The organism is uncultured Pseudacidovorax sp., from assembly GCF_913773995.1.
GTDB lineage: Bacteria > Pseudomonadota > Gammaproteobacteria > Burkholderiales > Burkholderiaceae_C > Xenophilus.
In genome coordinates this window covers 1-12,281 of the sequence record NZ_CAJYES010000185.1, presented here as the reverse complement: position 1 = coordinate 12,281, position 12,281 = coordinate 1, and the positions used below count along the sequence as shown (strand labels likewise).

Annotated in this window: 13 protein-coding genes; 8 read left to right on the top strand and 5 right to left on the bottom strand. The window is 69.6% G+C overall.

Annotation, left to right across the window (positions count from 1 at the left end):
• Nucleotides 1-12: 12 nt before the first annotated feature.
• Nucleotides 13-903 carry a LysR family transcriptional regulator gene (locus tag QZ772_RS16930; RefSeq protein ID WP_295528702.1) on the top strand — a complete coding sequence of 297 codons (891 nt, stop codon included), beginning with the start codon at nucleotides 13-15 and terminating at the stop codon, nucleotides 901-903.
• A gap of 75 nt (nucleotides 904-978) precedes the next feature.
• Here QZ772_RS16930 and QZ772_RS16925 read toward each other — a convergent pair whose 3' ends face one another.
• Nucleotides 979-1,764 (bottom strand): amino acid racemase, encoded by a 786-nt coding sequence (locus QZ772_RS16925; protein ID WP_295528700.1) that lies wholly within the window; start codon nucleotides 1,762-1,764, stop codon nucleotides 979-981.
• A gap of 118 nt (nucleotides 1,765-1,882) precedes the next feature.
• Here QZ772_RS16925 and QZ772_RS16920 point away from each other — a divergent pair, with 118 nt between their 5' ends.
• Complete coding sequence (locus QZ772_RS16920) at nucleotides 1,883-2,428, top strand: nucleoside 2-deoxyribosyltransferase (protein ID WP_295528698.1); 546 nt, start codon at nucleotides 1,883-1,885, stop codon at nucleotides 2,426-2,428.
• Nucleotides 2,425-4,227: a diguanylate cyclase gene (locus QZ772_RS16915; RefSeq protein ID WP_295528696.1), complete on the top strand. Its 1,803-nt coding sequence runs from the start codon at nucleotides 2,425-2,427 to the stop codon at nucleotides 4,225-4,227. The genes QZ772_RS16920 and QZ772_RS16915 overlap by 4 nt, the downstream gene beginning before the upstream one ends.
• Before the next feature lie 87 nt (nucleotides 4,228-4,314).
• Here QZ772_RS16915 and QZ772_RS16910 read toward each other — a convergent pair whose 3' ends face one another.
• Nucleotides 4,315-5,493 (bottom strand): acetyl-CoA C-acetyltransferase, encoded by a 1,179-nt coding sequence (locus tag QZ772_RS16910; RefSeq protein WP_295528694.1) that lies wholly within the window; start codon nucleotides 5,491-5,493, stop codon nucleotides 4,315-4,317.
• Between the two features lie 41 nt (nucleotides 5,494-5,534).
• The gene (phaC, locus tag QZ772_RS16905) at nucleotides 5,535-7,268 is read right to left on the bottom strand and encodes a class I poly(R)-hydroxyalkanoic acid synthase (protein ID WP_295528692.1); all 1,734 of its coding nucleotides are present in this window, start codon (nucleotides 7,266-7,268) and stop codon (nucleotides 5,535-5,537) included.
• Nucleotides 7,269-7,365: 97 nt separating this feature from the next.
• On the opposite strand from phaC, the gene QZ772_RS16900 reads away from it, so the two are divergent.
• Nucleotides 7,366-7,674 (top strand): hypothetical protein, encoded by a 309-nt coding sequence (locus QZ772_RS16900; RefSeq protein ID WP_295528690.1) that lies wholly within the window; start codon nucleotides 7,366-7,368, stop codon nucleotides 7,672-7,674.
• Here QZ772_RS16900 and pgeF read toward each other — a convergent pair.
• Both pgeF and maiA read right to left on the bottom strand, forming a co-directional pair.
• A complete protein-coding gene (pgeF, locus tag QZ772_RS16895) occupies nucleotides 7,603-8,349 on the bottom strand; it encodes a peptidoglycan editing factor PgeF (RefSeq protein WP_295528688.1) in 747 nt (248 codons plus the stop codon). The two genes, QZ772_RS16900 and pgeF, sit on opposite strands and share 72 nt — an antisense overlap.
• A 34-nt stretch (nucleotides 8,350-8,383) precedes the next feature.
• Nucleotides 8,384-9,022 carry a maleylacetoacetate isomerase gene (gene maiA, locus QZ772_RS16890; protein WP_295528777.1) on the bottom strand — a complete coding sequence of 213 codons (639 nt, stop codon included), beginning with the start codon at nucleotides 9,020-9,022 and terminating at the stop codon, nucleotides 8,384-8,386.
• 81 nt (nucleotides 9,023-9,103) lie between these two features.
• Between maiA and QZ772_RS16885 the strand changes: the two genes are divergently transcribed.
• The 4 genes from QZ772_RS16885 to QZ772_RS16870 all read left to right on the top strand — a co-directional run.
• The gene (locus tag QZ772_RS16885; protein WP_295528686.1) at nucleotides 9,104-9,808 is read left to right on the top strand and encodes a fumarylacetoacetate hydrolase family protein; all 705 of its coding nucleotides are present in this window, start codon (nucleotides 9,104-9,106) and stop codon (nucleotides 9,806-9,808) included.
• Nucleotides 9,809-9,833: 25 nt separating this feature from the next.
• Nucleotides 9,834-10,382, top strand: a complete 549-nt coding sequence (locus QZ772_RS16880; protein ID WP_295528684.1) for an NUDIX hydrolase — start codon at nucleotides 9,834-9,836, stop codon at nucleotides 10,380-10,382.
• Nucleotides 10,382-10,858 (top strand): CreA family protein, encoded by a 477-nt coding sequence (locus QZ772_RS16875; RefSeq protein ID WP_295528682.1) that lies wholly within the window; start codon nucleotides 10,382-10,384, stop codon nucleotides 10,856-10,858. Before QZ772_RS16880 ends, QZ772_RS16875 begins: the two co-directional genes overlap by 1 nt.
• Before the next feature lie 12 nt (nucleotides 10,859-10,870).
• A partial coding sequence (locus tag QZ772_RS16870) for an ABC transporter ATP-binding protein (protein ID WP_295528680.1) occupies nucleotides 10,871-12,281 on the top strand: 1,411 nt, incomplete at its 3' end.

The window sequence follows — 12,281 nt, the reverse complement described above, 5'->3', positions numbered from 1 at the left end:
CCGCGTCCGCCGATGAAGCTCAAGCACCTCGAGGTCTTCCACGCCGTCATGCTGACCGGCAGCGTCAGCGCCGCCGCACGGCTTCTGCATGTCACCCAGCCGGCCGCCACGCAGACCTTGCAGCATGCCGAGCTGCAGCTGGGCTATCCGCTGTTCACGCGGCAGCGCAACCGTTTGGTGCCCACCTCGGAAGCCCAGGCGCTGTATGCCCAGGTGCAGCCGCTGATGGCGCAGCTGGAGCGCGTACGACGTCTGGCGCTGGCCCTTGGCCGCGACGAGGACACACCGCTGCGCGTGCTGATCGTGCCGTCGCTGGCGGTGCGGGCGCTGCCCGATGCGTTGGCCGTCTTCAAGCGCCGCCATCCCGACATGCCGGTCACCATCCGCACCCTGCATTCGCGCGAGATCGCCCAGGCGATGGCGCTGCACGAGGGTGACGTGGGTGTGGTCTATGGCAGCGCGCCGCATCCGGCCCTGCACGAGGAGGCCATCGCGAGCGGCCGGCTGGTGTGCGTCTCGCGCGTGGACCATGCCGGCGCCGACACCCGCGCCACCGTGGCGCTGGATGAGGTGCTCCGCAGCCCCATCATCCGCATCGACGAACGCGACCCCATCGGCACCATGCTGGCCGAGCAGTGGTCCCGCCTGGGCGTCGCACCCACCGGGGGCATCACGGTGCAGACGCACCACATCGCGCTGGTGCTGGCGGAGCAGGGCTTCGGCCCGGCCATCGTCGATTCCTTCACCGCCCAGGCACGGCGGGATGAGGCGCTGCATGTGCGCACGCTGCTGCCCGAGATCACCGTCGAGGTGCGCGCGTTGCTGCCCCAAGGGGTGCGCTCGCCACGGGCAGTCGCCGACTTCCTGAAGGCGCTGCGGTCGGTCACCGCCGAGCACCGCTGATCGGCCGGCGGCAGCCTCTGCGGGCCGACGGGCCAGCACGCCGGGGCGGCATGGACGCCTAGAAGGGGCGGGGCGTCAGGCCGGCACGTTCGCCCTCTCCGGTGCCGTTGTACGTTGCGCCAGCGCCCAGGCCACCGTGGCCCGCGCCAGGGCGGCCGTGGCATCGATCACAGGCAACCCGGCGCGCTCGGCATCGAGCACCAGCGGGATCTCGGTGCAACCCAGCACCAGCGAGCCCGCGCCGCGGTCGGCCAGCGCCTGGGCCGCCTGCCGCAGGCAGCTCGCACCCCGCGCCAGATCGCCGGCCTTGATGGCCTGGATGCCCGGCATCACCCACCGCGCCAATTCGTCCGGTGTCGGCATCAGCCACCGAACGGAGGCATCGGCGCGCTGCACGTACAGGCCCGACGCCAGCGTGGCGCGCGTGGCCAGCAGCCCGATCGCGGCCCCTGCCGGCGTCTGGCGCACCGCCTCCTTTAATGCGGCATCCACTAGGTGGAGCATCGGCAGGCCAAGCGTGGCCTGCAGCGGCTCGAACCAGAGGTGCGCCGTGTTGCAGGGCATCACGATGAGCTGCGCACCCGCATCGGCCAGGCGACGGGCGCTGTCCACCAGCGCCGGCAGGGGCGAGGCGCCCTGACCGAGGAAGGCGGCCGTTCGGTCCGGGATCTGCGGAATGGAGCTGACCAACAGCGGAAGGTGCTCCTGGTCGCAGCGGGCCGGCGTTGCCGCCAGCAGCTTGTGCATGAAGTCCAGCGTGGCGAGCGGGCCCATGCCGCCCAGGATGCCGATAGGCGCCCACGCGGGGGCGACCTCGGCGCCAGGCGCATTCATCGATGGAAGGGAGGCGACAACGCGCATGGAACGATGCTAGGTGGCCGCCGACCGACGCGACCATCGCGTCCGCCGCAGGGGCCATCAGCATGACTTATGGTCTTCGTCATCACCAAACGCACGCCGGTTCGCGAAAATGCGCGCAATGAATGCAGACTCCCCGCGCCCGCGTGTCTATCTGGCGGGACCGGACATCTTCCGAGCCGACCATGCGGCCGTGTTCCAGGAACTGAAGCGGCTGTGCAGCACCTGCGGCCTGGAGGGTGTCGCGCCCTCCGATGCCCAGGTCGACCTGGCGGACACCCAGGACAGCGACGAAGAGGCACGGCGCATCTACCAGGGCAACATCGACCTGATCCGCAGCAGCGCCGGCGTGATCGCCAATCTGCAGTGCTTCCGCGGCCTGGAGCCCGACTCGGGCACGGTCTTCGAGGTCGGCTTCGCCATTGCGCTGGGCAAGCCCGTGGTGGCCTATGGCGTGCCGTCCGGCAGCTATGCCGAGCGCGTCCAGGCCGTGCGGCCTTGCGGGCTCGATGCGCGGGGTGTGCTGCGCGAGCAGGCGGACGGCACCGAAGTCGAGGGCCGGGGCCAACGGCTGAACCTGATGCTCACGGGCGCCGCCCGACTGGCCGAAGACGCCGCGGACGCGATCCGGATGCTTGCCGGCCTGCTGGAGGCCGGCGCCCGATGAGGCACACCGCCGCCGGCGGCACTTGCGCCTGGCGCAGGCTGTGCCTGGGCGTCCTGCTGTGGCTGGGCCTGGCGGCCTGGGCCGTCGCACAGGCCGTCGCACCCTCCGCCGCAGAGCGACTCGAACCCGTGGCCATCCGCCCCCAGGCAGGCGGCCTGCCGCTGGCCTGGCACCTCCAGGTGCTCGACGACACCAGCCGCAGCCTCACCCTGGAAGAGGTACGCCAACCCGCGTGGCAGTCGCGCTTCACCTTGCCGGACAACCCACTGCTGGGACGTGAGGCCGACCGGGTGCTGTGGTTCAAGTTCCAGCTGCGGCTGGCCGACCCGATTGACGCACCGCAGGAATGGCTGCTGCTGGTGCCATCGGTCTCCACGCACGAGATGCGCTTCTACGGCCCCATCGCGCCCGACGGTCATGCGCTGGCCGAACCCGTGGTCACCGGCATGCGCCATCCATGGCGCACCCGCCCGGCCTCGTCCGAGCAGATGGCCTGGCGCTTCCACCTGCCGGACGCGCAGCCGTACACGGTGTACGTGCGTGCGGAATCCACCTTCGCCCGCATCTATGACATGCGCGTCTGGCGCACCGCCGACTACCTGGAGTCGACGCAGGACAAGCGCATGTTCGACGGCATCAGCTACGGCATCCTGATCGGCCTGCTGGTGTACGGCCTGGTGCTGCTGCTGGTCTTCGGGGAGCCGATCTACGTCTACTACCTGCTGTCCTGCCTGTGCGCACTGGGGGCCATCGCCGGCTTCAACGGGCATCTGCTGCGCTACCCCTTCGCCAACTGGCCGGCAGCGGCCGGCGTGTCCTACACGCTGATGCCGGCGCTCTGGGCCATCTGCAAGCTGCAGTTCGGACGCCAACTGCTCAACCTGCGGCAGTTCGCGCCCTGGCTCGACCGCCTGGTCGTCGGCCTGCTGGTTGCACTGGGCGTCGCGGCCGTGTACGGACTCTTCGGTCGGCACCCGCTGCTCACCTTCAACCTGGTGCAGGCGTCGGTCGTGCTGGCCTCGGCCGTGCTCCTGGTCGGCGCCATCGTGGCAGGCCGGCGACGCTACTGGCCGGCGGTGCTGTATTGCGTGGGTGTTGCGCTCTTGCTGCTGGCTGTGGGCGCCATCGTCTTCGCCGCCTGGGGCTGGCTGAGCTGGCGGCCTGGCCAGATGAACCTGACGCAGGGCGCGCTGGTGCTCGAACTTGTGGTGTTCGCCGTGGCCGCGGCCTCACGCCTGCGACTGGTGCTGCGTTCCGAACAAGCCCTGGCCGCCCACAACCTGGAGCTGATCGACGCACTGCGCACCGACCCGCTGACCAGCGTTGCCAGCCGCGCCGGGCTGGAGGTCCAGGCCAACCGCTGGCTGCGCGAGGGACGGCCCTTCGCCGTGCTGCTGCTGGACCTGGATGGGTTCAAGGCCGTGAATGACCGCCACGGCCATGCAGCCGGCGACGCCGTGCTGGCAGCGCTGGCAGGGCGGCTGCGCGAGTCGGTGCGCGACTCCGACCTCGTGGCACGTCTGGGCGGCGATGAGTTTGCCCTGTTGGTGGCGGGCGATCCGCAGCGTGATGCCCTGACGGGCCTGGCCCAGCGTCTGCTCGCCCAGGCCGCGCTGCCGGTGGAATGGGAGGGCCAGGGCCTGCGCGTCGGCATGAGCATCGGCATTGCGCGCCGCCCCCAGAACGGCGACAGCCTGGACGCCCTCCTGCGCGCCGCCGACCGGGCGATGTACCACAGCAAGCAGCAGTCGCACGCCCCGGGCTTCAACTTCGCGGACGACATCGCTGCCGCAGCCTGAAAGCACAAGGCCCGGACGCGCCGGGCCTTGTGCCGCTGCTTGTGCCGTGACGGCAGCGCCGGACGCTCGCCGGTCGCTGCGCCTCGATCAGCGCTCGATGGTCAGCGCCACGCCCATGCCACCGCCGATGCACAGCGAGGCGATGCCCTTCTTGGCATCGCGGCGGGCCATTTCATGCAGCAGGGTGACCAGGATGCGGCAGCCGGAGGCGCCGATCGGATGGCCCAGCGCGATGGCGCCGCCGTTGACGTTGACCTTGCTCATGTCCCATCCCATTTCCTTGTGCACGGCGCAGGCCTGGGCGGCGAAGGCTTCGTTGATCTCCAGCAGGTCCAGGTCGGCGGCCTTCCAGCCGGCGCGCTCCAGCGCCTTTTTCGAGGCCGACACCGGGCCCATGCCCATGATGGCCGGATCCAGACCGGTGGTGGCAAAGCTGGCGATGCGGCCCAGGGGCTTGAGGCCCAGGGCGGCGGCCTTCTTCGCGCTCATCACCACAACGGCGGCGGCGCCGTCGTTCAGGCCCGAGGCATTGCCTGCCGTCACGCCGCCAGCCTTGTCGAAGGCGGGACGCAGGCCGGCCAGGCCTTCGGCATTGGTCTTGCGGTTGATGAATTCGTCGGCATTGAAGACGATCGGGTCGCCCTTCTTCTGCGGGATGTTCACGGCCGTGATTTCGTCCTTGAACTTGCCGGCGTCCTGGGCGGCCGCTGCCTTCTGCTGGCTGGCCAGCGCCAGCTCGTCCTGGGCGGCACGGCTGATGTCGTACTGCTTGGCGACGTTCTCGGCCGTGATGCCCATGTGGTACTGGTTGTACACGTCCCACAAGCCGTCGGTGATCATGGTGTCGACCAGCTTCCAGTCGCCCATGCGCTGGCCGTTGCGCGAGTTGGGCAGCACGTGCGGCGCCAGGCTCATGCTTTCCTGGCCGCCGGCCACAACGATCTCGCTGTCGCCGGCATTGATGGCCTGGGCAGCAAGCATCACGGCCTTCAGGCCCGAGCCGCAGACGGCGTTGATGGTCAGGGCCGGCGTCTCCTTCGCGCCGCCGCTCTTGAGCCAGGCCTGGCGGGCCGGGTTCTGGCCGGCGCCGGCGGCCAGAACCTGGCCCATGATCGCCTCGCCCACCTGGCCGGCCTCGACCTTGGCACGGGCCAGGGCTTCCTTGATGACGATGGCGCCCAGCTCGGTAGCCGGTATGCCGGCCAGCGAACCGCCGAACTTGCCGATGGCGGTGCGGGTGGCCGAGACGATGACGATGTCTTCCATGGTGCTCTCTCTTCAATGAAATCGTTGGGAAGGAAAAGGGGTCAGGCCTTGGCCTTGACGTAGCGGCCCGGCGCCGGCTCGATGGCCTTGTAGGCCGCGCCGTTGCCATAGGCCTTGGGTGCGGGGACCTGCTTGCCGGCATGGCGCTTGAGCCACGCGTCCCAGTCGGTCCACCAGCTGCCCGGGTGCTCGGTGGCGCCTTCCAGCCACTCGCCATGCGTCGGCGGGAAGGCGTCGTCCTCACGCAGCCAGTGGCTGCGCTTCTTCTTGGCGGGCGGATTGATCACGCCGGCGATGTGGCCCGAGGCGCCCATCACGAAGCGCATCGACCCCGACAGCAGTTGCGTGGTGGCATAGGCGCCGCCGATGGGCACGATGTGGTCCTCGCGCGAGCCGTAGATGTAGGCCGGGATGTCGATGCGGCCCAGGTCCACCTTCTCGCCGCAGACCGTGACCGCATCCTTGTCGGCCAGCTTGTCTTCCAGATACGTGTTGCGCAGATACCAGGCGTACATGGGCCCGGGCAGGTTGGTGGCGTCGCTGTTCCAGTACAGCAGGTCGAAGGGCGGCGGGGACTCGCCCTTGAGGTAGTTGCCCACCACGTAGTTCCAGACCAGGTCGTTGGGCCGCAGGAAGCTGAAGGTGGCCGCCAGGTCCGCGCCGGGCATCAGGCCACCCCGGCCCATCTGCATCTCGCGGAAGCGCACGAAGGCCTCGTCGATGAAGACGTCGAGGATGCCCGTGTCCTCGAAGCGCAGCAGCGTCGTGAGGAAGGTGACCGAGGCCGCCGGCTTGTGCCCGCGTGCCGCTAGCACTGCCAGTGCGGTGCCCAGGATGGTGCCGCCCACGCAGAAGCCCAGAACGTTGATCTTGCCGCCGCGCTTGTCCTGGCCGCTAATGGCCTGCACCGCACCGATGGCGGTGATGGCGCCCTTCTCGATGTAGTCGTCCCAGGTGGTGTGGGCCAGCGACTCGTCGGGATTGCGCCAGCTGACGACGAAGGTGCGGTGGCCCTGCTCGACGGCATGGCGCACCAGGGAGTTGTCGGGCTGCAGGTCGAGGATGTAGAACTTGTTGATGCAGGGCGGCACCAGCAGCAGCGGGCGTTCGTGCACCTTGTCGCCCAGCGGTTTGTACTCGATGAGCTGGAACAGCTCGTTCTCGAAGACCACGGCACCCTCGGTGGTGGCCACGTTGCGGCCGACCTCGAAGGCGCTCTCGTCCGTCATGCTGACGTGGCCCTGGCGCATGTCGTGCATCAGGTTCTGCATGCCGCGGGCGATGCTCTCACCCTGGGTCTTGAGGGCTTTCTGCTGCGCCTCGGCGTTGAAGGCCAGGAAGTTGCTGGGCGCCGAGGCGGCCATCCACTGCTCGACCGCGAAGCGAAGCCGGGCCTGGGTCTTGGCGTCGGCCTCGACCGCCTCGGTCATGGCCAGCAGGGTGCGGGCATTGAGCAGGTAGGCCGCGGCCGAGAACGCGGCCATGGGATTGGCGGCCCAGCCTTCGCCCGCGAAGCGCTTGTCGCCCGGCGGCGGCACCGACAGGCCCTGGCGCCACAGGGCGCCGGCCTCTTCCACATACTGCTGCTGGATGGCCTGCAGGCGACCCGGGTCGAAGGAGAAGCGCGGCAACTCCGGCTGCGCGGCGCCGCCGAAGCTGCCGCCGTTGCCGAGCTGGCCGAAGGCACTCATTGCCTTGCCCCAACCATCGGTCAATGCCTGCTGAAACGGCCCGAACATGGCGTTCATCTGGGCCTTCGCGTCTTGCTGGTTCATGGAGTCTCCGGTGCCTCACCTGACGGATGGTCCGGCGGAGTATCCTGCATTTTCGAGACCCCTCTTCCCCCGGAAAGCCTACCTCTAAAGCCGCCCCGTGTTTCTCCATCTCGTCGTGATCGCCTGGCTCTACGTGGCCGTGATGATGGCCGTGGCCGAAGCCACGAACACCAACGGCAGCCTGCTGGGTGCCATCGTCACCTTCGTGCTGTATGGGCTGCTGCCCATGGCGATCGTGGGCTACATCCTGTCCACGCCCGCGCGGCGTCGGGCGCGGCGCGCGCGGGAGGCCGCGGCAGAGGGCGCGAACGCGCCGTCCGCGCAACCAGGCGCTTCAATCCCGCCAGATGAGGGCCGCGAAACGGCCACTGACGCGCCCATCGCGCCGGTACGAAAAGAAGACTGAGGGATTGCCGACGGTGCACCAGGCGGCGCTGCCGTCGTTGCCATGCACGTCCCGCACGCCCAGCGCGGCCAGGCGGCGTCGCGCCAAGGCCGGCAGGTTCGCCAGCCATTTGACCTCGGCGGCGCCCGGCACGAAGCAGGCGTGAGCGCCTTCGTCGCGCGCCAGGAAGGCCACGCGGACCTCGGGCCCCACCTCAAAGGCGGTCGGACCGATGCAGGGCCCGAGCCAGGCCAGCAATTCGCTGCCAGCTTCGAAAGCAGCGCAGGCACTGTCGAGCACGCCTGCGGCCAGGCCGCGCCAGCCGCAATGGGCGGCGGCCACCCGCCGGCCCATCGCATCGGTCAGCAGCACCGGCAGGCAGTCGGCCACCATGATCGTGCAGGCGATGCCGGGCTCGGCGGTCGTGCAGGCGTCCGCCTCCAGGCCGTCCGGGCTGGCTGCGTCCAGCGGCGCGCAGGCCGTGCCATGCACCTGCTGCAGGTAGACAGGGCGCACGCCGGTGGCCTCAGCCAGCCGGGCGCGGTTCTCGGCCACCGCCGCCGGGTCGTCACCCACATGCGTGCCCAGGTTCAGGCCCGCCCAGCCGCCACCCTGCGCGCTTCCGGACACGCCGCCGTCGCGCGTGGTGCACAGGGCATGCACGCCAGGCGGCGCCGGCCAGTCAGGGCAGATCATTTGCGTGCCCACGCTCCGGCCGTCGATCCGCGGCTCATTCCGCGTCGGGACACTGCGACGGCTGCGCAGCCTGGAAGGCCGGCAGTTCCATGCAGGCGTCGTACGCCGCCATGGTGCGCGGCAGACCCGACAGGTCGCTGTCGAAACGGCGGGCATTGAAGATCTGCGGCACCAGGCAGCAATCGGCCAGCGTGGGCGTGTCGCCCCAGCAGAAGCGGCCAGCGGGCGAGGCGGCCAGCTGGCGCTCGAAGGCCACCAGTCCGTCGCGTACCCAATGGCGGTACCAGTCGTTCTTGGTGTCTTCGCTCAGCTTGAGCTCGCGCACCAGGTACTTAAGCACGCGCAGGTTGTTCAGCGGATGGATCTCGCAGGCGATGGACTGGGCCAGCGCACGCACATGGGCGCGGGCGGCCACATCGCGCGGCAGCAGGGCCGGCTCGGGGTGCAGCTCGTCCAGGTATTCGATGATCGCCATGGACTGCGAGAAACGCTGGCCGTCGTCCGTCTCCAGCAGCGGCACCAGCTGGTCGGCCGAGATCTGCGCATACGGCGCGGTCTTGTGGTCGCCACGGGCGATGTGCACCGGCACGTAGTCATACGGCAGGCCCTTGAGCTGCAGGGCGATGCGCACGCGGAAGGAGGCCGAGGAGCGAAAGTAGTTGTGCAGCTTGATCATGGTCGGCGAGCATACGACGGCGCCGCCTCTGGCACACTGCGCCCTTCCCCTCCCCCAACCCTTCCAAGAGCAGTCTCCATGGCTTCCCAGGATTTCGTCTTTGCGCCGGCACCGGTGGTGTCGGTTCCCGTGGCGGGCAGCGCCGCGCGCTTCCCGATCCACCGCATCTACTGCGTCGGCCGCAACTACGAGGAGCATGCCAAGGAAATGGGCTTCACCGGCCGCGAGCCGCCCTTCTTCTTCATGAAGCCGGCCGATGCGGCCGTGGTGGTCGACGCCGGCACCACCGGCACCGCGGCTTACCCCACCCTGACCAAGAACCTGCACCACGAGATCGAACTCGTGGTGGCCATCGGCACCGGCGGCAAGAACATCGCCGCGGCCGACGCCCACAACCACATCTTCGGCTACGCCGTGGGTCTGGACATGACCCGTCGCGACCTGCAGAACGACATGAAGAAGCAGGGTCGCCCCTGGGAGATCGGCAAGAGCTTCGAGCAGAGCTCGCCCATCGGCCCGATCGTGCCCAAGGCCGAAGCTGGCGACATCGAGAAGGCCGCGATCTCGCTGCAGGTCAATGGCACCGACCGCCAGCGCAGCAACGTGAGCCAGCTGATCTGGAACATCGCCGAGACCATCGAACACCTGTCGGCCGCCTGGGAGCTGCAGCCCGGCGACCTGATCTACACCGGCACGCCCGAGGGCGTGGCCGCGGTCGTGCAGGGCGACCTGCTGGAGGGCGAGGTGGCCGGCCTGCCGCGCCTGTCGGTGCGCATCGCCTGATCGGCCACCGAGGAGCCGGCGCCCCATGTTCGAGCGACCCCGCATCAAGCACTGCAAGGCCTGCGGCACCGCGGTGGTCTACCGCGTGCCGGACGACGGCGACACGCGCGAGCGCGCCGTCTGCCCGGCCTGCGGCACCATCCACTACGAGAACCCGCTGAACGTGGTGGGCACGGTGCCGGTGCTGGGCACGCGCGTGCTGCTGTGCAAGCGCAACATCGAGCCGCGCTGGGGCAAGTGGACGCTGCCGGCGGGCTTCATGGAACTGGGCGAAACCACCGCCGACGGCGCCGCGCGCGAGACGGTCGAGGAGGCCGGGGCCCAGTTCAAGATGGGCGAGCTCTTCGCCATCATGAACGTCATGCGCGTCGGCCAGGTGCACCTGTTCTACCTGGCCGAGCTGCAGAGCGATCGCTTCGACCCTGGCCACGAGACCATCGAGGCGAGGTTGTTCGAGGAAGACGAGATCCCCTGGGACGAGATCGCCTTCCGCACCGTGCGCGAAGCGCTGCGCTGCTTCTTCGAGGACCGGCGCGCCGGCCGCTTCCAGATCCACACCCTGGACATCCAGTGATGCGTGCACCGCTGCTCCTGCCGCTGCTGCTGGCTGCCGCCGCCGGCGTGGCCCAGGCCCAGAACACCAAGGTCGGCGAGGTCAGCACGGCCTTCAAGCTCATCGGCCCCGACCACAAGGTGGTGGTCGAGGCCTATGACGACCCCAAGGTCACGGGCGTGACCTGCTATGTCTCGCGTGCGAAGACCGGTGGCCTGTCGGGCGCCGTCGGCCTGGCCGAGGACAAGGCCGAGGCCTCGATCGCCTGCCGCCAGGTCGGGCCCATCGCCATCGCCAATCCCCTGCCGCAGCAGGAAGAGGTCTACAGCGAACGGCAGTCGATCCTGTTCAAGCGGCTGCGCGTGGTGCGCATGGTCGATGCCAGGCGCAACACGCTGGTCTACATCACCTATTCCGACAAGCTGATCGACGGCTCGCCCACCAATGCGGTCACCGCCGTGCCGGTGGACCGGGGCACGCCCATCCCGCTGAAGTAAGGCCCCGCGGCGATGGCGACGTCGTCTCCTGCCCGTGCGGTCCGCGAGCTCTACCAGGCGCTATGGCGCCATGCCGAGGGCGTGCGCACCCATCTGGTGGGTGCGACGACGCTCATCTCGGCCTCGCAGCTCATCCGCCTCACCCTGCCCTGGCTCGCCGGTCGCGCCATCGACACCCTGCAGCGCGGCGATATCGCCGGCTCGGGCCGCTGGATCCTGCTGCTGCTGGCCATCTACCTCGTCTCGTGGATGCTGCACGGCCCCGGCCGCGTGCTGGAGCGCAACGTCGGGCTGCGCGTGCGCGAGCGCGTGGCCGACCAGCTCTATGCTCGCATCGCCGCCGCGCCGCTGGTGTGGCGCGATGGCCACCATTCCGGCGAGCTGCAGCATCGCGTGCACCAGGCCAGCCGCGCGCTGTCGGACTTCACCCAGAACCAGTTCGTCTACGTGCAGAACGCCTTCAGCTTCATCGGCCCGCTGGTGGCCCTGGCGCTGCTGGCGCCGGCCAGCGGGCTGATCGCGCTGGTGGGCTTCGTCGCCATCGCGGTCGTCATCGTGCGCTTCGACCGCACACTGATGCAGCTGGCCCGCGCCGAGAACGATGCCGACCGGCGCTACGCCGCCGCCCTGTTCGACTTCATCGGCAATGCCGGCACGGTGATCGGCCTGCGGCTGCAGGCGGCCTCGCGCCGGCTGCTCGGGCGGCGCATGGGCGCGGTGTCGGCGCCGCTGAAGCGCGCCGTGGTGGTGAACGAAGGCAAGTGGTTCACCGTCGACCTGCTGGGCCTGGGCCTGACCTGGGCGCTGGTCATGGAATACGTGTGGCAGAACCGCGTGCCCGGCCAGCCAGTGATGCTGGGCACCGTGTTCATGATCTACCAGTACGCACAGCAGGCTGCGTCCGTCGTGGGCTCCATGGCGGCCAACTTCCAGAGCTTTGCGCGCATGCACACCGACTGGGGCAGCGCCGCGCCGATCTGGGCCGCACCGGGCGACCCCGAGCAGCCGGTGCCGCCCGTGGACACGCAGGCACGGTGGGTGACGCTGACGCTGCAGGGCATGCAATGGCGCTATGCCGATGGCAGCCGCGGTCATGGGCTGCAGGACATCGACCTGACGCTGCAGCGCGGCAGCCGCGTGGCGCTGGTGGGTGCGAGCGGCGGCGGCAAAAGCACGCTGCTACGGGTGCTAGCCGGCCTGTATGCCCCCCAGTCCGGCGAGCTTAGGCTGGACGGACAACCCGCACCCTGGACCCGCCTGCGCCAGCTGGCCACCCTGATCCCGCAGGAGGCCGAGGTGTTCGAGGCCAGCGTGCGCGAGAACCTCGATTTCGGCGAAGCCCGCCCCGAGGCCGACTTGCAGGCCGCCGCGCATTCCAGCGCCTTCGACGAGGTGCTGGCGCGCCTGCCCGGCGGCCTGGACA

Bases quoted from the DNA above. Each gene is read 5' to 3' on its own strand.
- QZ772_RS16930 (WP_295528702.1), top strand. From the start codon at position 13: ATGAAGCTCAAGCACCTCGAGGTCTTCCACGCCGTCATGCTGACCGGC.
- QZ772_RS16925 (WP_295528700.1), bottom strand. From the start codon at position 1,764: ATGCGCGTTGTCGCCTCCCTTCCATCGATGAATGCGCCTGGCGCCGAG.
- QZ772_RS16920 (WP_295528698.1), top strand. From the start codon at position 1,883: ATGAATGCAGACTCCCCGCGCCCGCGTGTCTATCTGGCGGGACCGGAC.
- QZ772_RS16915 (WP_295528696.1), top strand. From the start codon at position 2,425: ATGAGGCACACCGCCGCCGGCGGCACTTGCGCCTGGCGCAGGCTGTGC.
- QZ772_RS16910 (WP_295528694.1), bottom strand. From the start codon at position 5,493: ATGGAAGACATCGTCATCGTCTCGGCCACCCGCACCGCCATCGGCAAG.
- phaC (WP_295528692.1), bottom strand. From the start codon at position 7,268: ATGAACCAGCAAGACGCGAAGGCCCAGATGAACGCCATGTTCGGGCCG.
- pgeF (WP_295528688.1), bottom strand. From the start codon at position 8,349: ATGATCTGCCCTGACTGGCCGGCGCCGCCTGGCGTGCATGCCCTGTGC.
- QZ772_RS16885 (WP_295528686.1), top strand. From the start codon at position 9,104: ATGGCTTCCCAGGATTTCGTCTTTGCGCCGGCACCGGTGGTGTCGGTT.
- QZ772_RS16880 (WP_295528684.1), top strand. From the start codon at position 9,834: ATGTTCGAGCGACCCCGCATCAAGCACTGCAAGGCCTGCGGCACCGCG.
- QZ772_RS16875 (WP_295528682.1), top strand. From the start codon at position 10,382: ATGCGTGCACCGCTGCTCCTGCCGCTGCTGCTGGCTGCCGCCGCCGGC.